Consider the following 19,422-nt stretch of genomic DNA (forward strand, 5'->3'; position numbering starts at 1 on the left):
GGGGCTGCGGCCCCGTCGGCGGGGGAGCTAGCCGGCGGGGGTCGCCGCGACCAGGAACTCGACCGAGCCGGCGTCCTCCACCTGGACGAAGCCGAAGCTCGGGGCGTCGACGCCGTAGTCGGAGAAGGTCACCGGGATCGACCCGCTCACCTGGACCCCGTCGCCCGAGAGGGCCGCCTGGAGGTCGACGGTGACGCTCTGCGTCACGCCGTGCATGGTGAGGTCGCCGGTGGCCTCGACGCTCGCGACCTCGCCGTCGGCGGGCACAGCGGCGTCGATCGGCTGCGTGAGGGTGAAGGTGGCCGTCGGGTAGGTGCCGGCCTCCATCGCGTCGTCGCGGAAGTACCCGTCGCGGTTCGCGCTGTCGGTGGCGATGCTCGCGACGTCGACCGTGACGGTCGCCGCCGTGATCGTCGTGCCGTCGACCGTCACGGTGCCCGTGACCTCGTCGGTCGAGCCGACCACGGTGACGTCGGTGCCGTTCAGCACCTCGTCGACGCGGTAGCCCGCGCTGCTGCCGTCGCCGATCGACCAGTCGCCGGAGGCCTGGCTCACGTCGACGGTCGTGGCGCCGGGGGTCACGCTGACGGTGGGCGCGGCGTCGGGCTCGCCGACGATGACGTCGCGGTAGAACGCGGGGCCAGCCACGGCCGCGGTGACGCCGAGGCCCACCACGACGACGGCGGTGACGGCGAGGGCGGTCTTCGTGGACTTCTTCATGGTGTCTCCTGGGGTCGGCTCGGCACGGGTCGGCTCACGGGGGCTCCGACGATGATGTCTGGCCGCCCTCGGGGGCACCTGGGAGGTCAGGCCGTGAAGCGGGCGAGGAAGTCGCGGGCGCGCTCGGTGCGCGGCGCCGTGAAGAGCTGGGCAGGCGGCCCCTGCTCGGCGATGCGGCCCGCGTCGAGGAAGACGACGCGGTCGGCGACGTCGCGCGCGAACGCCATCTCGTGCGTCGCCATGAGGATGGTCGTGCCGACCTCCTTGAGCGTGCGGACCAGGTCGAGCACCTCGCCCACCAGCTCGGGGTCGAGGGCGCTCGTGATCTCGTCGAGCAGCAGCACGGCGGGTCTCGGGGCGAGGGCCCGCGCGATCGCGACGCGCTGCTGCTGCCCGCCGGAGAGCCGGTCGGGGTACGAGCGCGCCTTGTCGCCGAGGCCGACGCGCTCGAGCAGCTCGAGGGCACGCTGCTCGGCCTCGCGGCGGGGCTGGCGCAGCACGTGCCGGCTCGCGAGCGAGACGTTCTCGAGCACGGTCATGTGCGGGAAGAGGTTGAAGTGCTGGAAGACGACGCCGATGCGGGCCCGGACGGCGTCGACGCGCACGCGCGGGTCGCTGATGTCGGTGCCGTCGAGGGTGATGCGGCCGTCGTCGATCGTCTCGAGCAGGTTGACCGTCCGCAGCAGCGTCGACTTGCCCGAGCCGCTGGCGCCGATCAGGGCCACGACCTCGTCGCGGGCCACGTCGAGGTCGATGCCGTCGAGCACCGTCGTGTCGCCGAACGCCTTGCGGACCCCCTCGAGGCGCAGGACGGGGGCGGCCCCGGCGGCCGGCACCGCGCCTCCGGCGGGCGTGACGGGGGCGCTCACACGACGCTCCCGGCCTGCTCGCGGCGGCGGAGGCGCGCCGACAGCCAGTCGGTGAGCCAGAGGGTCGGCAGCGCCAGCGCGACGAACAGCAGGCCGGCCAGGACGTAGGGCGTGAAGTTGGCGGCGGTCGCCGTCTCGATCTGCGCGGCGCGGACGGCGTCGACGGCGCCGAGCACGGAGATGAGCCCGACGTCTTTCTGCATCGAGACGAGGTCGTTCATCAGGGCCGGGGTGACCTTGCGGAGCGCCTGGGGGAAGACGACGAGGCGCAGGGTCTTCGCGTGGCTGAGGCCGAGCGACCGGGCGGCGAGCCGCTGCGACGGGTGGACGGCGTCGATGCCGGCCCGCACGACCTCGGAGACGTAGGCCGAGTAGGTGAGGACCAACGCGATGGTGCCCCAGAACTCGGCGGGGAGGCGGGGGATGCCGAGACCGAGGCCGGGCACGCCGAAGCCGACCAGGTAGAGCACGATGATGAGCGGCAGCCCGCGGAACAGGTCGGTGTAGCCGCGCACGAGCGCCCGGACGGGGAAGAAGACCGGGCCGCGCAGGGTGCGGAGGGCCGACAGCACGGTGCTCAGCACCGCGACGCCGAGGGCGGCCACGACGAGCACGCGGACGTTGAGCCAGAGGCCCTCGAGCACCCGGGGCCAGGCGGCGACGAGCGACTCGCCGTCGAAGAAGCTGAAGCGCACGCGCTCCCAGCCGGGCGTGCTCGTCACCGCCCACCAGGCGAGGGCCGCGAAGACCACGGTGCTGATCGCCGCGACCACGACCGAGCGGGTCGACTGCCGGCGGCGGTACGCGCGCCGCCCGAGCTCGAGGTCGCTGACCGGGGCGGGGGCCGGGCCGCCGGCCGCGGGGCCCGTGCCGGCGGCGACCGGTGCCGGCGCTACGAGAGCTCCGGCACGTCGTAGTCGGCGAGCCACTGCTGCTGCAGCTCGTCGAGGGTGCCGTCGGCCCGCAGCGCGTCGACGGCGGCGGTGACGTCGGAGGTCAGGTCGCTGCCGAGCGGCAGGACGATGCCCAGCTCGTCGCTCGCGCCCTCGGCGGCGGGCAGCTGGCCGAGGACGACGCCGCCCTCGACGAAGTACGTGGCGGTGGGCACGTCGAGCACGATGGCGTCGACCTGGCCCGACTCGAGCGCCGCCTTGGCGTCGTCGTTGGAGTTGTAGGCCTGCACGCCGCCGTCGGGGTCGATGGCGGTCTCGGCGGCCGTGAAGCTCGTGGTCGCGCTCTGGGCGCCGATCGCGAGGCCCTTCAGGTCGGCGACGCTCGTCGCGTCGGCCGCGGCCGTGCCGGGCAGCGTGACGACGGCCTGGCGGGTCTCGTAGTAGGGCGACGAGAAGTCGACGGCCTTCTTCCGCTGGTCGGTGATCGAGAACTGCTGCAGGTTCAGGTCGTACGTCTTCGGACCGGGCGCGATGGCCTCGTCGAAGGTGGTGCGCACCCAGACCACGTCGGAGTCGTCGTAGCCGAGCTGCTCGGCGACGGCGTAGGCCACGGCCGACTCGTAGCCCTCGCCCGTCGTCGGGTCGTCGCCCTCGACCCAGGGGCTGTACGCGGGCTCGCCGGTGGCGACCGTGAGCTTGCCCTCGGTCACGAGGCCGACGCCCCCGCCGGAGGCGTCGCCCGACCCGCCGGAGGCGCCCGAGCAGGCGGTGAGGAGGCCGACGGCCACGAGGGCGGTCGCGACGGCGGAGGCTCGACGGAGTCGGGTGAGGCGCATGGGACGAGAGTACCGGCGGCGACCGACGGACGACGCCTCGGAGACGCCCCGTGACGGGCGGCTAGCCTGTGCGCATGACCCGCGCCGCGCCTCCCTCGTCCGGACGCGCCGACACGGGGAGCGTGCCCCTCCCGACCGGGTCGACGGCGTCCGCTGCCCCCGTGGCGTCGGGCCGGGGCGCCGCGGGGGCCGCGCGCCGGGTCGCCGCGTCGCCCGTGCTGCTCGGCGTCGCCGTCGTGCTCGTGCACCTCTGGCTCGGGCACGCGGCGCTGACCGGCCCGAACCAACCGATGGGCGACGTGCTCAGCGTCTACTCGACCTGGATGCAGCGCGGCGTCGGCGCGGGGGACTGGGTCGGCATCGACCGGCCGTGGGTGTACCCGATCCTGGCGGCCGTGCCCATGCTGCTGGCCCGCGTGGGCGGCCCCGAGCACTACGGCACGGCGTGGCTCACGATCGTCCTGCTGCTCGACGCCGCCGCGCTCGCCGTCCTGACCCGCGGCGGCCGCCGCGAGCTCGCCGCCGCGTGGTGGTGGCTGGCGTTCCTCGTCGTGCTGGGGCCCATCGCCGTGGGGCGCATCGACGCCGTCACGGTCGCCCTCGCCCTGGTCGGCCTGCTCCTGCTCACCGCGCGCCCCGCGCTGGCCGCCGCCCTGCTCACCGTCGCCGCCTGGGTCAAGGTCTGGCCGGCGGCCCTCGTCGTCGCCGCGCTGATCGCCGTGCGCCGCCGCCGTGACGTGCTCACCGCGGCGGTGACGACGAGCGCGGTCGTCGTCGCGATCTCGCTCGTGCTCGGCAGCGGCGCGACCGTGCTCGGCTTCGTCGGGCAGCAGGCGGGCAGGGGCCTCCAGGTCGAGTCGCTCACCGCGGTGCCGTGGCTGTGGCGGGCGGCCTCCGGGGCCGCCGACACGACCGTCTACTACGACCGCGACATCCTGACCTTCCAGGTCGCCGGGCCGGGCGTCGCGCTCGCCGCCCAGGCGACGACCGTCGTCATGGCGCTGGTCGTGATCGCCGTGGTGCTGCTGGGGCTGCGGGCCGTGCGCTCCGGGGCGTCGGCCGAGCGCCTCCTCGCGCCCCTCTCGCTCGGGCTGGTCACGGCCCTGATCGTCACCAACAAGGTGGGCTCGCCGCAGTTCGTCTCGTGGCTGGCCGTGCCCGTCGTGGTCGGGCTCGTGCTGCAGCGCCGGGGCGGGCCCTCGTTCGTCGTGCCGGCAGCGCTCAGCCTCGTCGTCGCGGGCCTGACCCAGGTGATCTACCCGTGGTGCTACGACTCACTCCTCGCCGCCGAGCCCTGGATCGTGCTCGTGGCGACCCTGCGCGGGGTCGCCGAGGTGGGGCTGCTCGCGCTCGCCGCGGCCCAGCTGTGGCGACTCGGCAGGACGGCGACGGCAGGGCGGGGCAGGATGGGCGCATGATCGTCGCCTTCTCCGTCTCGCCCAGCGGCGGTGCCCCCGCCGGCCACCTCGACCCGGAGGCGCACGGCGACTCCGTCCACGACGCCGTCGCCGCGGCCGTGGCGGTCGTCCGGGCGTCGGGCCTGCCGAACCGCACCTCCTCGATGTTCACCGAGATCGAGGGCGAGTGGGACGAGGTCATGGCCGTCGTCAAGGACGCCACGGAGGCGGTGGGCCGCTTCGGCACCCGCGTCTCGCTCGTGCTCAAGGCCGACATCCGCCCCGGCCGCACCGGCGAGCTGACCGGCAAGGTCGAGCGCCTCGAGGCCGCCCTCGGCGAGCAGGGCTGAGCCCCGACCCTGGTCGTCCTCGGGGCGCTCCTGGTCGTCCCGGGGCTGCTCGCCTACACGGGCGCCTGGCGCCGCTGGTCGGACTCCACAGTGCTGCACTGGCCGTTCGGCGTCGCGTGGGCCGGCACGGGCGTGGCGATGGTGGGCGCCGGCAGCCTTCTCTGGGCGCGCGCGGAGCCCGTCGCCGACGTCCTCCAGCAGGTGGGCCTGTGCATCTGCGTCGTCGGCATCGTGGCCGCCTTCTGGCTGCCCGCCGTCCTCCTGCCCGCCTGGTACCGCGCGGCGAAGTCCGACACGGGCCCCTGCCGGGGCACCGGCGGCCTCTGATCGGGCCGCCCCGGGGGCTGCGCCCGCGCCTCCCCAGGGCGTACCATCGAGGGTCAGGTCGAATCGATTCGAACCGACACGGTCAGGCCGGAGGCGCGACGTCGCCCCCCGCCGACGCCCCCAGTTCGCTCGACGGAGAGCCCTGGGCCCCCTCAGCCCGACACCTCCGACCCAGCGAAGGCAGCCGCCCGTGACCACCCTCTCCACCCGTCGCAAGACGTTCGCCCTGATCGCCCTCGCGCTCGGCGGCTTCGGGATCGGCTCGACCGAGTTCGTCGCCATGGGCCTGCTGCCGAACATCGCGCAGGACCTCCTGCCCGACCTGTACGCGCAGTCGTCCGACGCGGGCATCGCCCGCGCCGGCTGGCTCGTCAGCGCCTACGCCCTCGGCGTCGTCGTCGGTGCCCCGACCATCGCCGCGATGTCGTCGCACCTGCCCAAGAAGAAGCTGTTGATGGGGCTGCTCGCGCTGTTCGTCGTCGGCACCGTGCTGTCGGCCGTGCTGCCGTCGTTCGGCTGGGTGCTCGCCGCGCGCTTCTTCGCCGGGCTGCCCCACGGCGCCTACTTCGGCATCGCCTCCATCGTGGCCGCCACGATCATGGGGCCGGGCAACCGGGGCAAGGGCGTGGCCCTCGTGCTCAGCGGCCTGACGATCGCCAACGTCGTGGGCGTGCCGACGATCACGGCCCTCGGCCAGGCGCAGGGCTGGCGCACGGCCTACCTCGCCGTCGCCGCGATCTTCGCGCTGACCTTCGTCGCGGTGGCCTTCGCCGTGCCGCGCATGGAGGGCGACTCGTCCGCGTCGATGCGCCGTGAGCTCAGCGCGTTCCGCAAGCCGCAGGTCTGGCTCGTGATGGGCGTGGGCGCGATCGGCTTCGGCGGCTTCTTCGCCGTCTACAGCTACATCGCCAACGCGGTCACCGAGGGGGTCGGGGTCGACGAGGGCGTCGTTCCGTGGGTGCTCGTCGGCGTCGGCGTCGGCATGACGATCGGCAACGTGATCGGCGGCTGGGCCGCCGACAAGAACCTCAAGGCGGCCCTCACCGTCGGCTTCGTGGGCCTCATCGCCGCGCTCGTCGCCTACGCGCTGCTCGTCGACAGCCTCGTCGGCATCTTCGCCACGACCTTCCTGCTCGGCCTGGTCAGCTCGATGATCGGCCCGTCGGTCCAGTCGCGCCTGATGGAGGTCGCCGGCGAGAGCCAGGTGATCGGCGCCGCCCTGAACCACTCGTCGATGAACCTCGGCAACAGCGCCGGGGCCTACCTCGGCGGGGCCGTCATCGCGGCCGGGTTCGGGTTCGCCGCACCGGGCTGGGTGGGAGTCGCGCTGGCCCTGGCCGGGGTCGTCCTGACGGTCGTCAGCTTCCGCCTCCAGAAGACGGGCGACGCTCGCCAGGCGGCGCTCTGCGCCGCCGCCCGCGAGGCGGACCACAAGGAGGACACCGACACGGGCTCCGTGTTCATCGGGCAGCGCTAGCGGCGGGAGCCCTCGCGACGACGAACGGCCCGGCGCCCCTCGAGGGGAGCCGGGCCGTTCGCGGTGCTGAGGGCTAGAAGCTCGTCTGCGCCGGGGTGTCGATGAGGATGCCGTCCTGGAGGGCGCGCTTCCGCAGCGCGACCTTCGTGCCGACGTCGTAGCCCGCGACGCGGTACTTCTCACGGATGCGCTTGAGGTAGCTCTTCGCCGTCTCTTCGCTGATGCCGAGCTGGTACGCGACGGCCTTGACGGGCTCGCCGCCGCCGTAGAGCGCCATGACGCGGCGCTCCTGGGCGCTGAGCTTGGGCACGCCGCCGATCTCGGCCGCGTTGAGGGCGAGGTCGAGCTCGGCCGAGATGTACGACTCGCCCTTCGCCGCGGCGCGGATGGCCTCGACGATCATGTCGGCGTCCTCGCTCTTGACGAGGTAGCCGAGCGCACCGGCCGCGAGGGCCTCGCGCACGACGTTGGGCTCGGAGTACGTGCTCATCAGCACGGTCTTGACGCCCGTGGTCTTGAGCGTGTTGATCTTCAGCGAGATCGGGATGTTGTCCTTCAGGTCGAGGTCGAGGAGCACGACGTCGACGGGGAACTCGGGGTGCGTCAGGAGCTCGGGCCAGGAGGCCACGGCCGCCACCATCGAGATGTCGCTGGCGGCACCTCGGATCCACTCGCTCAGGGCTCCGAGCAGCATCTTGTGGTCGTCGACCAGGGCCAGACGGATGCGGTCGTCGGGGTTCGTCACGGGTGCCTTCTTTCTCAGGACGTGGTGTTCAGACTAGACGGAGGGACGGAACGGGCTGTCACGACTCGGCGGGGTTGTCGACGATGCAGTGCAGCTTGATCATGACGCTCTGCTCGTGGGTCGAGGCGGTGTACTCGCCGACCCGCTCGAGGGCGTTCCAGGTCGCGGGGGTCACGCGGTTGCGCCGGATGCCGGTCGTCGTCAGCACGACGGGCACGTCGACGCTGCGCCCGGCGAGCGACGCGATGGACTTGGTCGACGCCGTGACCGGGCCGAGGGTCAGGGTGATGGTCGTGCCGGGGGTGCGGCTCTTCGAGTCGCCGAGCAGGAGCCAGACGGCCTGGAGGAGGCCGTCGCGCTGCGGGGGAGCGAGGAGGCCCGCGAGCGACGACGGGTCGACGAGCGTGACGGACCGGCCCAGGTACTCGGACTCGGTGACCGCGTGGTGGAGCCAGGTCTCGCGCCGCCCCTCGATGAGGTGCAGGCGGAGCTCGGTCGCGAGCGAGGCGGCCTGCGACGCGACCTTCGGCGCGAGGGGGAGGGGCACGTCGCCGCCGGCGACCCCGTCGAGCAGCTTCTCGGCGGCGAGGTCGAGCCGCGCGAGCTCGTCGCTCGCCAGCATGCCGACGGCGAAGCGGGGCTGCGTGACGTTGCTCTGCACGAGCACGCGGTCGAGCTCGACCTGCACCATCCGCCGGAACCGCTGCACGATCGAGGTCGCCACGGCCGAGGGCAGGACGGCCAGGGCGATCACGGAGAGCTGCTGGGGCACGGTGTCGGACGTCAGCGGCGTGGTCACCAGCACCATGACGACGAAGGCCACGAGCAGCACGCCGCTGGCGACGACGATCTCGCGGGCCGGCCGGAGCGTCACGATCGGCAGCAGCCCGAACCCGACGGCCACGGAGGCGGTGGCGAACGCGCCGACGTCGTGGAGCGGGGCGATGGCGATGAAGTCGAGCGCCACGACGACGACGAGCACGCCGCCGATGACGGCGAAGACGGAGCCCGTCAGGCGCTCGCCCCGGATCGTGACCAGGGCCGCCGTGCCGACGAACGTCGCGATGTAGAGGAGCCACGCCACGAGGGCCGGGGCCACGGAGGGGTAGTCGGCGAGGTGGCTGAGGAAGAAGACCAGGCCGTAGACGGCCTGGAGGCCCGCGATGACCGCGGCGCCGAGGCCGAGGTAGCCGGTGCCGAGCGTGGCCCCGGCCGCGCGCGCCTGACGGAGGGAGCGCGCGCCGGTCGAGCTGATCGGCAGGCCGCGCGCCGCACGACGGCCCCGCACGACGCCGAGGGTGTTCTCGTCGATGCTCATCGCGGTGCCTCCAGGACGACGGTGGTGCCCGAGCCGGGCGAGGAGAAGAGCCGGGCGCTGCCGCCGACCTCGTGCAGGCGGCCGACCACCGACTCCTTGAAGCCGAGCCGCTCCTCCGAGATGCCCTCCAGGTCGAAGCCGACGCCGGCGTCGGTGACCATGGCCCGCACCATGTCGTCGTCGTGGATGATCGTGACGTGCGCCTCGGTGACGCCCGCGTGCCGTCGGACGTTCTCCAGGCACTCGGCGAGGGCGAGCAGGAAGGCGTCGAGCACGTGGGTCGGCAGCAGCACCTGGCCGGTGCCGTGCCAGCTGACCTCGAGGCCCATGCGGCCGAAGCGCTGCTTCACCGACTCGAGGGTCTGGCCGAGGGGCGCCTCCTCGACGGTCTCGAGCGAGTACTCGCCGGAGGCCTGCGGCTGGGGCGTGCCGCCGAGCCGGAGGTGGCGGAGCAGCCGAGCGTCCTCCGCGGCCTGCGCCTGGAGGGCCTGGGCCGTGACCCCGACGCCCGAGTGCGCCAGGAGCGTCAGGGTGGCGAGCACGGTGTCGTGCAGGAGGCGCGCGCCCTGCCGGCGCTGGGCCTCCGTCTCGCTCGCCTGACGCTCCGCCCGGTGGGCGTTGCCGATGCTGTAGATGCGCCGCGCGGCGAGGGGAACGCTGCGCCCGAGCCAGATGCCGGCGACGAAGACCAGCGCCCAGCCGAGCACGACGGCCGCGACGGGGAAGGTGAAGAGCGACCCCGTGGCCAGCGCGACGAGGGTGACGGCGACGACGAACGCGACCGACGCCGTGACGACCCGCAGGCGGCTCGACGACAGGACGATCGTGAACGAGGCGGTCGCGCCCCCCGCGAGCGGCACGACGGCGGTGGCGATGCCGGGGCTCGGCTCACCGGTGGCGGGGAGGAGGGCGACGACGGTCGCCGCGATGCCCGCCGCGAGCCCCACCACGACCCACGCCCGCGCGTGGCCGCCCGAGCGACCGACGATCGCGAGGGCCACGATGAGCACGAGCACGAGGGGCACGACCGCCGCGAGGTGCAGGGGCTCGGCCACCCCGGGGTACGCGAGCGCGAGGAGGCTGACGGCCGCGCAGGCGATGCCGAGGGTGCGCGCCGTGCTGCTCAGCAGCCGGTCGCGCTCCTGGGCGAAGATGTCCATGTTGATCCCGAGTCGGACTGCTGGTGTCGTGGAGGCCTGCCGGGTGACAGCGACCTCACCATGTTTTCACACCCGGACCACCCGTGGGGGTGGTAGCGCGCGCGACGCGCCGAGGGACGAGCCCGATTCAGGTCTCGAGCAGGCGCCGCAGGTGCCCCCCGACCGCCGCGTTCTCGATGAGGAAGCCGTCGTGGCCGAACTCGCTCGAGATCACGGCCGCGTCGCCGCCGTCGAGGCCGTGGGGCAGGAGGCGCGCGATGGTCCGCTGGTCCGCCACCGGGAAGAGGCGGTCGCTGTCGATCCCGAGCACGAGCGCCCGCGCCGAGACCCGGGCCAGGGCCGCCTCGACGCCGCCCCGCCCCCGGCCCACGTCGTGTGAGTTCATCGCGCCCAGCAGCGTCACGTAGCTGCCGGCGTCGAAGCGCCGCGTGAACTTGTTGCCGTGGAAGTCGAGGTAGCTCTCGACCTGGAACCGGCCCGGCCCGCCGAGCGGGCTCACCTCGCTCTGCCAGGCACGGCCGAAGCGGGCGTTGAGCTCGTCGGGCGAACGGTAGTTGAGCAGGGCCATGCGCCGTGCGAGCGCGAGGCCGCGGTACGGGCCCTCGCCGTCGGGGGCGTCGTGGTAGTCGCCGTCGCGCCAGCCCGGGTCCATCTTGACGGCCTCGCCCTGCACCGTGTTGAGAGCGATCTGGTCGGCGCTGGCGAGCGGCGGCGCCGCGAGCACGGCGAGGCGCTCGAGGCGGTCGGGGTGGCCGACGCCCCACTCCAGGGCGTGCATGCCGCCCATCGAGCCGCCGACGACCGCGGCCCACTGCTCGACGCCCAGCGCGTCGGAGAACGCGACCTGCGCCTCCACCTGGTCCCGGATCGTCAGGTGGGGGAACCGCGACCCCCACTCGACGGCGTCGGGCGCGAACGACGACGGGCCCGTGCTGCCCTGGCAGCCGCCGAGCATGTTCGGGGCGACGACGAACCAGCGGTCGGTGTCGATCGCGAGGCCGGGGCCCACGACGCCGTTCCACCACCCGGCCGTCGGGTGGCCGGTCGAGGCCGGCCCGACCACGTGGCTGTCGCCGGTGAGCGCGTGCAGCAGCAGCACGGCGTTGCCGCGGTCGGCGTCGAGCTCGCCCCAGGTCTCGTACGCGATGCGCGTCCGGGCGAGCGAGCCCCCGCTCTCGAGCGGGAGGTCGCCGAGCGTGACGAAGGAGCGGTGCCCGGGGTCGTCGCCGTCACGCCACGCGCCGGTGGCCGGCGGCTTGCCGAGCATCGCCAGGCGGTGACGCTCGGAGACGATGCTCGACGGGACGGTGTCCTCTGATGTGCTCTGCCAGTCCATGTCGTCTCCATCATGGGGGTGGTCGGCGGGCGCCGCCCGTTCGTGACGTCGGGGGCCCGGGAGGGGCTGCGGTGCGGGGACGCGCGGGAGGCGCGGTGCCCTGGCCCGGGCACCGCGCCTCCCTGCGGGGCTCAGCGGGGTCAGGACGACCGCAGGGCCTCCTGCGTCGTCCGCCGCGCGGCCGCGAAGCCGGCCTCGAGGTCGGCCTTGAGGTCGTCGACGGACTCGATGCCGACGGAGAGCCGGACGAGGCCCGGCGTGACGCCGGTGGTCAGCTGCTGCTCGGGGGTCAGCTGCGAGTGCGTCGTCGACGCCGGGTGGATGACGAGGCTCCGCACGTCGCCGATGTTGGCGAGGTGGCTGAACAGCTGCAGAGAGTCGACCAGCGCACGGCCCGCGTCGACCCCGCCCTTGAGCTCGAAGGAGAGGACGGCGCCGACGCCCCGGGGCGCGTACTTGTTCGCCGCCGCGTACCAGGGGCTCGTCGGCAGGCCCGCGTACCAGACGGCCGCGACGTCGTCGCGGGAGTCGAGCCACTCGGCGATCTCCTGGGCGTTCTGCACGTGGCGCTCGATGCGGAGGCTGAGCGTCTCGATGCCCTGGATGAGGGCGAAGGCGCTGTCGGCGGCGTTCGACGACCCGAGGTCGCGGAGCAGCTGCACGCGCGCCTTCACCACGTAGGCCAGCTCGTCGCCCACCGCCTGCGTGTAGACGGCGCCGTGGTACGACGGGTCGGGCTCGGTGAGGCCGGGGAAGCGCTCGGCGTGCTCGCTCCAGCGGAAGGTGCCGCCGTCGACTATGAAGCCGCCGATGACGGTGCCGTGCCCGCCGAGGAACTTCGTGGCCGAGTGCACGACGACGTCGGCGCCGTGCTCGAAGGGGCGGATCAGGTAGGGGGTGGCGATCGTGTTGTCGACGATCAGCGGCACGCCCTCGGCGTGGGCCACCTCGGCGACGAGCTCGATGTCGAGGATGTTGATCTTCGGGTTGCCGATCGTCTCGGCGAAGAAGAGCTTCGTGTTCGGCCGGACGGCCCGGCGCCACTCCTCCGCGTCGTCCTGGTCCTCGACGAAGGTGGTCTCGATGCCGAGCTTCGCGAGCGTGTACTTGAAGAGGTTGTAGGTGCCGCCGTAGATCGACGACGACGACACGATGTGGTCGCCCGCCTGGGCGATGTTGAGCACGGCGAACGTCGACGCCGCCTGGCCCGACGCCACGAGGAGGGCGCCGCTGCCGCCCTCGAGGGTCGCGATGCGCTGCTCCACCACGTCGTGGGTGGGGTTCATGATGCGCGAGTAGATGTTGCCGCTCTCGGCGAGGGCGAAGAGGTCCTGGGCGTGCTGCGAGTCGCGGAAGACGTACGAGGTCGTCTTGTAGATGGGCGTCGCCCGGGCGTTCGTGGTCGGGTCGGGTCGCGCCCCGGCGTGGATCTGCTGGGTCTCGAACTTCCAGTCGCTCTGGTCGGTCACGGTGGTCTCCTGCGTCGGTCGGTGCTGCTCGGGTCGCGGTGGGGCCACGGTACGACACGGGCCGCGCCCGCCGGGACCGCCCGGACACGGGGCGTAACGGGTGCCGGCGCGCGCCCCGACGGGCGGCGGTAGCGTCGGAGGGCGCCGTCCCGCGACCGTGGGCGGCGGGCACGGCAGAGAAGGAGACGCACATGGCGGGACGAGTGGTGGTGACCGGGGCGAGCTCGGGCATCGGGGAGGCCACGGTGCGCCTGCTGCGCGGCCGGGGCTGGGACGTGCTGGCGGTCGCCCGTCGGGAGGACCGCCTCCGCGCGCTCGCCGACGAGACGGGCGCGACCTGGTTCCGCGCCGACGTCACCAGCGACGACGACGTCGCGGCGCTCCGCGCCCACGTCGAGGCGACCGGGCCGCTGCACGCCCTCGTGAACAACGCCGGCGGGGCGTTCGGCCTCGACAGCGTCGAGGCGGGCTCGGTCGACGACTGGCAGCGCATGTTCGACGTCAACGTGCTCGGCACCAAGCGCGTCACGGCGGCGTTGCTGCCCGCGCTGCGCGACGGCGCCGAGGAGGCGGGGGTCGCCGACGTCGTGACCGTCACCTCGATCGCGGGCCACGTCGCGTACGAGGGCGGCGGCGGCTACAACGCGTCGAAGTTCGCCGAGCACGCTCTCGTGGCCGTGCTGCGGCTCGAGCTGGCGGGGGAGCCCATCCGCGTCGTGGAGATCGCGCCGGGCATGGTGCAGACGGAGGAGTTCTCGCTCGTGCGCTTCGGCGGCGACCAGGCGCGGGCCGACGCCGTCTACGCCGACGTGCCGGGGCCGCTCACGGCCGACGACGTCGCCGAGTCGATCGTGCACGCCATGGAGCTGCCGAGCCACGTCAACCTCGACCTCGTCACCGTCAAGCCGGTGGCGCAGGCCGCGCCGCACCGCGTCGCCCGAGGCGCCCTGGCCGTCCGTCGCCCCTGACGGCTCGTCCTCGCCGACCGCCTCGCCGACCGGGAGCGGTCGCTCGGACGGTCGCGCTGACGGCCCCTCGATCGGTCCGCCGGGCGCCCGGGACCCTCGTGCGGGGGGTGAGTCGGGCGAGGAGCGGGTGAGCCGACCCGCCGCCGTCAGTCTCGAGCATCCCCCAGAACGGGGGGCACGGTGGCCCCCGTCCGCGGGACCAGCGGCCCCCTTCGGCGCCGCTGCGACCCCCGTCCGAGGGGCGTCAGGGCCGACCGTGTCCCCCTAGATGCGGACTCACGGGCGTGATGAGATGAGAAGCCCTCGGATCAGAACGGGGGACGGGGGCGACCCTCCGTCAGCGCCGGGCGGGTCGCCAGCGGCGGCAGGCGCCGGCCGGGCAGAGCGAACAGTCCGTCCCGGCGCGGTAGTGCTCGTGGGCCTCCAGGGCGTGCCCGCACACGCAGAGGGCCGCAGGCTCGGGGCGATCAGCGGTCACGGTGGTCTCTCCGGGGGGCTCGGGCGGACGCTCGGGGCGCCCGTCTGGTGTCTCGCGATCCTATTCGTGGACCGCTGAGGAGGCCCCCGGGGCTGCGACGTCGCACCTGGGAGTCGGCTGGTGGGGGGACAGTTCGGGGGACACGCGGTGTCCGCCATCGGGTACCGACCGGTATCGGGGGACGGCCGCCGAGGTGTCGGCCGCGACGCCCCGACGGCGACGGATCACCCCTCGACACGACCGGGTGGGGGTGCTTGCGCGTCGTCGCCAGGCGCGTATGTTGGTGCTCACCCGACAGCGGCGCCGATCGAACCCGAAACTCGATCGGCCCGCCCAGCCCGGCTCGACGGACCCGAAAACCCCGAGTCGCCGGCTCTCCACCGCAGGCCACCCCACCTGCCGGTTCGCTCACCCACGCAAGGACCCCCCTCGTGAACCCGGTCTCACCCCTGCCCTCGATCGCTCAGCCCCGCATCTCCATCGTCGTCCCCGCCCGGAACGAGGCCCGCAACCTCGAGATCGTGCTCCCGATGCTGCCCAGCGTGCACGAGGTGATCCTCGTCGACGGCCACTCGGTCGACGACACCGTCGCGACGGCCGTGCGCGTCATGCCCGACATCAAGGTCGTCCACCAGACCCGCAAGGGCAAGGGCAACGCCCTGGCCTGTGGCTTCGAGGCCGCCACCGGCGACGTCATCGTGATGTTCGACGCCGACGGCTCGGCCGACCCCGCCGAGATCCCCCGCTTCGTCGAGGCGCTCGTCGCCGGCGCCGACGTGGCCAAGGGCAGCCGCTTCGTGCAGGGGGGCGGCAGCGAGGACATCACGCGCTTCCGCGCGCTCGGCAACTGGGGCCTCAACGCCCTCACGAACCTCCTGCTCGGCACCCGCTACACCGACCTCTGCTACGGCTACAACGCGTTCTGGGCCCGCATCGTCCCGAGCCTCGAGCTGCTGCCCAGCGGTCTCGCGCCCCGCGCCGACGGCCAGATGCACAACGGCGACGGCTTCGAGATCGAGACGATCCTCAACTGCCGCACCGCCGCCCTGGGCTACGACATCGTCGAGGTGCCGAGCATCGAGAAGCTCCGCATCCACGGCTCGAGCAACCTCAACGCCGTCACCGACGGGTTCCGCGTGCTCCGGGTCATCCTGGAGGAGCGTCGTCGTCGCCCCTCCGCGTCGGCCCGTCGTGCCTCGATGCGCGCCGCGGCGGCCCCGGCCCCCGAGCTCGTGTCGACGGGCACCGGCTCCGTCCGGACCGGAGCGCGCCGGGACGTCGCGTGACCGGCGCCCCGGTCACCGTCTCCGTCGTCGTCTGCGCCTACACCGAGGAGCGCTGGGACGACCTGCTCGCCAGCGTCGAGTCGGTGCGCCGTCTGCCGGAGACGACGGAGGTCGTCCTGGTGATCGACCACAGCGACGCCCTGCTCGCGCGCAGCCGTGATCGCTGGAGCGACGTCGTCGTCGTGCCGAACCGCTTCCGCCAGGGGCTGTCCGGCGCCCGCAACACGGGCGTCGCCGCGGCCCGCGGCGAGGTCGTCGCCTTCCTCGACGACGACGCCGCGGCCGACCCCCGCTGGCTCGAGCACCTCCTCGCGCCGTTCTCGGAGCCCGACGTCGTCGGCGTCGGCGGCCACGCGACCCCGCGGTGGCCCGACGACGCCCGCGCCTTCTACCCGCCGGAGGCCCTCTGGGTCGTCGGCTGCAGCCACCGCGGCCTGCCGACGACGACCGCCGACGTGCGCAACGTGATCGGCTGCTCCATGGCCTTCCGCCGCGCCTCCGTCGTCGCCGTCGGCGGATTCAACCTCGACACCGGTCGGGTCGGCACCGTGCCCCTCGGCTGCGAGGAGACGGAGCTCTGCATCCGCATCCGGCAGGCCGACCCCTCGGCCCGCATCGTGCTCGAGCCGCGCGCCGACGTCAGCCACCACGTGACGCCGCCGCGCGTGACCTGGGCCTACGCCCGTCGTCGCGGCTGGAGCGAGGGGCTGTCCAAGGCCGCCCTCAGCCGTCAGGTCGGCGCCGGCGACGCCCTCTCGAGCGAGTCCGACTACCTGCGCCGCGTCGTGCCCGCCGCTCTCGTCCGCGAGCTCGGGCGGACGGGTCGAGGAGGCGCGGGCCGCGCGGGCGTGCTGCTCACGGTGGTCGTCGCCACCGTCCTCGGCTACGCCGCCGGCACGCTCCGCCGCGCCCGTCTCGCGCCCCACGACCCCGCGGTCGGCCGCGCGCTCCTCGAGGAGGCGACCGCCGCCTCCCCGGGCGGGCCCGCCGTCGCCGAGGTCGCCTCGTGACCGCCCTCTCGCTCACGCGCCCCATGGCGAGCACCGCGGTGCCGACCTGGTCGGGCGCCCTGTGGGTGGGCGCGGTCGACGTGGCCGACCTCGCGCGGCCCGACGTCGACGACCTGCGGCTCGTCGACGCGGAGGGCCACCCCGCCGCGCGCCTGCTGGTGCGCGACGGGCGCGAGGTGCTCGGCGTCGTCGAGGTGCCGGTCGTCCACGACCACGTCTCGATCGACCTCGTTCGCTCGGAGGCCGCCGACCTCGCGGCGACGCCCCGCCCCGCGGCCCTGCCCGCCGGCGGGCTCCCGACCGTGACGGTGGTCGTCTGCACGCGTGACCGCGCCGAGCAGCTGCGCGGCTGCCTCACGTCGGTGCTCGCCCTCGACCACCCGGCCTTCGACGTCGTCGTGGTCGACAACGCCCCCTCGACCTCCGCGACCCGCGACCTCGTGGCCGACGAGTTCGACGACCCGCGCGTGCGGTACGTGGTCGAGCCGGTGGCCGGCCTCTCCGGCGCCCGCAACGCCGGCCTCCGCGCCGCGACCGGCGAGGTCGTCGCCTTCACCGACGACGACGTCGTGGTCGACGCCGGGTGGCTGCTCGGCCTCTGCGACGGCTTCGCCCGGGCCGACGACGTGGCCTGCGTGACGGGCCTCGTGGCGAGCGGGGAGCTCCGCACCCCCGTGCAGCGCTCCTTCGACGACCGCGTCTCGTGGTCGCGGAACGTCTCGTCGCGCGTCTTCCGCCTCGACGAGCAGCCCGCCGACCTGCCGACCTTCCCCTTCTCGGTCGGTGCGTTCGGCACCGGGGCCGACTTCGCCCTCCGCCGCGACGTCGCGCTCGCGCTCGGCGGCTTCGACACGGCGTTCGGCGTCGGCACCCGCACCGCCGGGGGAGAGGACCTCGACGTCTTCACGCGCGTGCTCTTCGCCGGGCACGCCCTCGCCGTGCAGCCCTCGGCCCTCGTCTGGCACCGGCACCGCGCCGACCTGGCCGCGCTCCGCGTCCAGGCGGCGGGCTACGGCACCGGCCTGGGCGCCTGGCTCGCCGGCGTGGCGCTCGACGGGCGCACGCGGCGTGCCGCGCTCCGCCGCGCGCCGCACGCGGTCGCGGCCCTCCTCGCCAAGGGGAGGGCGGGCACCGCCTCCGCCACGACCTCCCGTGTGAGCACGGCCCCGGCCGACGCCGAGCTGGAGCGTGAGCTCCGTCGCACCGCCCGCGTCGAGCTCGCCGGGGTCGCCCGCGGGCCGCTGCTCTACCTGCGGCAGCGCTGGGACGGCGCGTCGACGATGCGCCCGGTGCGGGCCCCCGTGGCCGCCGCGACGCCGACGCCCGGGGCGGCCGCGACACCGGTCGCGGCCCCGACGCCGGTGCCGACGCACGCGCCGCTGCCGACCGTCGCGGGGGCAGCTTCGTGACCGCCATGACCGTGCCCGCGCTCCGCGCCGCGACCCCCGCCGAGGGCGGTCGCCGCACCCTGCCCATCTCCGCCGTCGACCGCCTCGCCGCGGGCGCGCACGTGCTCGGCGTGATGGGACCGCTCGTGCTGCCCCCGCGGGCGGCCCTCGTCGCCGCCCTGCACCGCGTCGTCTCCCTCGGGCCCGGTGCGCGCCTCGGGCTCGTGGCGGCCGACCGCCGCGACTGGGCCTGGACCCCCGAGACCCAGCGTGAGCTCTGCGAGCGGATGGTGAGCGAGATCCCGCCGCTCGGCGACGACCTCGCGCCCGACGAGGTGCTCGAGCACCTCGTCGGCATGATCGACGACGCCCTGCCTCTGCAGGTGATCGTCTCGGGCGAGCGGCTGCTGATGATCTACGACCACCAGGTCGTCGACGCACGCTTCACCTCGCGGCTGCCCGCCGCCCTCCTCGACCTCGCCGCCGGCGGCGAGATGCCGGCCTGGCTCAGCGCTGAGGGCGTCCGCCACCCGCTGTGGCGCGCCGTCGCCGCCACGTACCTGCGCCACCCGGCCCGGGTGCCGGCGCTGCTGCGCGCCCGGCGCGTGCAGGTGCCCACGGTGCCGACCGGGGTCGTGCAGGAGCGCGAGCAGGTCGCGTGGGCTCCCTCCACCGCCGTGGCCTGGGGTCGGGGCGACCGACGGACCTTCACCGAGCTGCGGCGCTGGCTCCGCGCCCAGCCGCACCCCGTGGCCTTCTCCAGCGCGGTGATCGTCGCGCTGCGGGCCGCGTTCGTCCGCGAGGGCGTGCGGCTGGCGGCCGAGAGCGAGCTCGTCTGGGACGTCCGCCAGTACCTGCCGGCCGGCGTCGACACCACCGGCAACTTCGTGACGGGCGTGCCCGTCACCGGGGTGGACGACCTCCTCGCCGTCGACGAGAGCATCCACGAGACCGTCACGTCGGGCCGGCCCCTCGCGGCCCTCGTCGCCGGTGCCGTCAAGGAGGCCGTCCGCCCGGGCGACCGCAGGGTGCCCGCCACGGCGCCGGCCCACGCGCGCGGCCACCTCGTCGTCAGCAACCTCGGCGTCGCCCGGACGATGCAGGGCCTGCCCTGGGTCCGCGACGGCCGTGCGGCGGAGCTCGGCTACACCGTGCACCCCGTGCCGGCCGAGAACCTCTCCGTGCAGATCGCCGTCATCGACGGCGCCCTCCAGGTGGCGGTCGCCTACAACGACAACGTGTTCGACCGCGGGGTCGTCGACCGGGCCCTGGCGCGGTTCGTCGCCGACCCGCTCTCGCTGATCGACGGCGCGCCGGGCTCCTGACGGGGGCGACCAGGCCGGGGAGGCGCGGGTGGCGCTCGACGCGCACCGCGCCTCCCCGGCACCATGGGCG

General features: G+C 74.4%; 18 protein-coding genes. 9 read left to right on the top strand and 9 right to left on the bottom strand.

Annotated elements, in window-relative coordinates; all coding sequences use genetic code 11:
- Positions 1 to 27 precede the first annotated feature (27 nt).
- The 4 genes from ASF82_RS04235 to ASF82_RS04250 all read right to left on the bottom strand — a co-directional run bounded on the left by ASF82_RS04235 (position 28) and on the right by ASF82_RS04250 (position 3,318).
- Positions 28 to 720, bottom strand: a complete 693-nt coding sequence (locus ASF82_RS04235; protein ID WP_056053768.1) for a YceI family protein — start codon at positions 718 to 720, stop codon at positions 28 to 30.
- Between the two features lie 86 nt (positions 721 to 806).
- Positions 807 to 1,589 (bottom strand): amino acid ABC transporter ATP-binding protein, encoded by a 783-nt coding sequence (locus ASF82_RS04240; RefSeq protein ID WP_304437970.1) that lies wholly within the window; start codon positions 1,587 to 1,589, stop codon positions 807 to 809.
- Positions 1,586 to 2,518, bottom strand: a complete 933-nt coding sequence (locus ASF82_RS04245; RefSeq protein ID WP_056053771.1) for an amino acid ABC transporter permease — start codon at positions 2,516 to 2,518, stop codon at positions 1,586 to 1,588. Before ASF82_RS04245 ends, ASF82_RS04240 begins: the two co-directional genes overlap by 4 nt.
- Positions 2,482 to 3,318, bottom strand: a complete 837-nt coding sequence (locus ASF82_RS04250) for an ABC transporter substrate-binding protein (RefSeq protein ID WP_056053774.1) — start codon at positions 3,316 to 3,318, stop codon at positions 2,482 to 2,484. The genes ASF82_RS04245 and ASF82_RS04250 overlap by 37 nt, the downstream gene beginning before the upstream one ends.
- A gap of 74 nt (positions 3,319 to 3,392) precedes the next feature.
- On the opposite strand from ASF82_RS04250, the gene ASF82_RS04255 reads away from it, so the two are divergent.
- From ASF82_RS04255 to ASF82_RS04270, 4 genes are all read left to right on the top strand, one after another.
- A complete protein-coding gene (locus tag ASF82_RS04255; protein ID WP_082514441.1) occupies positions 3,393 to 4,736 on the top strand; it encodes a glycosyltransferase 87 family protein in 1,344 nt (447 codons plus the stop codon).
- Positions 4,733 to 5,065 carry a thiamine-binding protein gene (locus ASF82_RS04260; protein WP_056053778.1) on the top strand — a complete coding sequence of 111 codons (333 nt, stop codon included), beginning with the start codon at positions 4,733 to 4,735 and terminating at the stop codon, positions 5,063 to 5,065. The genes ASF82_RS04255 and ASF82_RS04260 overlap by 4 nt, the downstream gene beginning before the upstream one ends.
- A 90-nt stretch (positions 5,066 to 5,155) precedes the next feature.
- On the top strand, positions 5,156 to 5,392 hold the full coding sequence (locus ASF82_RS04265; RefSeq protein ID WP_056053782.1) for a hypothetical protein: 237 nt from the start codon (positions 5,156 to 5,158) through the stop codon (positions 5,390 to 5,392).
- Positions 5,393 to 5,582: 190 nt separating this feature from the next.
- A complete protein-coding gene (locus ASF82_RS04270) occupies positions 5,583 to 6,869 on the top strand; it encodes an MFS transporter (RefSeq protein ID WP_056053785.1) in 1,287 nt (428 codons plus the stop codon).
- Positions 6,870 to 6,942: 73 nt separating this feature from the next.
- On the opposite strand, the gene ASF82_RS04275 is transcribed toward ASF82_RS04270, so the two are convergent.
- The 5 genes from ASF82_RS04275 to ASF82_RS04295 all read right to left on the bottom strand — a co-directional run bounded on the left by ASF82_RS04275 (position 6,943) and on the right by ASF82_RS04295 (position 12,897).
- On the bottom strand, positions 6,943 to 7,614 hold the full coding sequence (locus tag ASF82_RS04275; protein ID WP_056053789.1) for a response regulator transcription factor: 672 nt from the start codon (positions 7,612 to 7,614) through the stop codon (positions 6,943 to 6,945).
- Positions 7,615 to 7,672: 58 nt separating this feature from the next.
- Positions 7,673 to 8,932, bottom strand: a complete 1,260-nt coding sequence (locus ASF82_RS04280) for a hypothetical protein (RefSeq protein WP_056053792.1) — start codon at positions 8,930 to 8,932, stop codon at positions 7,673 to 7,675.
- Complete coding sequence (locus tag ASF82_RS04285) at positions 8,929 to 10,092, bottom strand: sensor histidine kinase (RefSeq protein ID WP_056053795.1); 1,164 nt, start codon at positions 10,090 to 10,092, stop codon at positions 8,929 to 8,931. The genes ASF82_RS04280 and ASF82_RS04285 overlap by 4 nt, the downstream gene beginning before the upstream one ends.
- A gap of 127 nt (positions 10,093 to 10,219) precedes the next feature.
- Complete coding sequence (locus ASF82_RS04290) at positions 10,220 to 11,428, bottom strand: homoserine O-acetyltransferase (protein ID WP_056053798.1); 1,209 nt, start codon at positions 11,426 to 11,428, stop codon at positions 10,220 to 10,222.
- A gap of 140 nt (positions 11,429 to 11,568) precedes the next feature.
- Complete coding sequence (locus tag ASF82_RS04295) at positions 11,569 to 12,897, bottom strand: bifunctional o-acetylhomoserine/o-acetylserine sulfhydrylase (protein WP_056053802.1); 1,329 nt, start codon at positions 12,895 to 12,897, stop codon at positions 11,569 to 11,571.
- A 191-nt stretch (positions 12,898 to 13,088) separates the two neighbouring features.
- Between ASF82_RS04295 and ASF82_RS04300 the strand changes: the two genes are divergently transcribed.
- The 5 genes from ASF82_RS04300 (at position 13,089) to ASF82_RS04320 (ending at position 19,352) form a co-directional block, all read left to right on the top strand.
- Positions 13,089 to 13,865, top strand: coding sequence for an SDR family oxidoreductase (locus ASF82_RS04300; RefSeq protein WP_185232187.1), 777 nt, complete (start codon positions 13,089 to 13,091; stop codon positions 13,863 to 13,865).
- A 909-nt stretch (positions 13,866 to 14,774) separates the two neighbouring features.
- Positions 14,775 to 15,629 (top strand): glycosyltransferase family 2 protein, encoded by an 855-nt coding sequence (locus tag ASF82_RS15480; RefSeq protein ID WP_200931964.1) that lies wholly within the window; start codon positions 14,775 to 14,777, stop codon positions 15,627 to 15,629.
- Positions 15,626 to 16,639 carry a glycosyltransferase family 2 protein gene (locus ASF82_RS15485; RefSeq protein ID WP_156369911.1) on the top strand — a complete coding sequence of 338 codons (1,014 nt, stop codon included), beginning with the start codon at positions 15,626 to 15,628 and terminating at the stop codon, positions 16,637 to 16,639. The genes ASF82_RS15480 and ASF82_RS15485 overlap by 4 nt, the downstream gene beginning before the upstream one ends.
- The gene (locus ASF82_RS04315; RefSeq protein WP_200931965.1) at positions 16,636 to 18,048 is read left to right on the top strand and encodes a glycosyltransferase; all 1,413 of its coding nucleotides are present in this window, start codon (positions 16,636 to 16,638) and stop codon (positions 18,046 to 18,048) included. The genes ASF82_RS15485 and ASF82_RS04315 overlap by 4 nt, the downstream gene beginning before the upstream one ends.
- Positions 18,045 to 19,352: a hypothetical protein gene (locus ASF82_RS04320; RefSeq protein ID WP_056053810.1), complete on the top strand. Its 1,308-nt coding sequence runs from the start codon at positions 18,045 to 18,047 to the stop codon at positions 19,350 to 19,352. The genes ASF82_RS04315 and ASF82_RS04320 overlap by 4 nt, the downstream gene beginning before the upstream one ends.
- Positions 19,353 to 19,422 lie beyond the last annotated feature (70 nt).

Source organism: Frigoribacterium sp. Leaf164 (assembly GCF_001423665.1).
GTDB classification, from domain to species: domain Bacteria; phylum Actinomycetota; class Actinomycetes; order Actinomycetales; family Microbacteriaceae; genus Frigoribacterium; species Frigoribacterium endophyticum.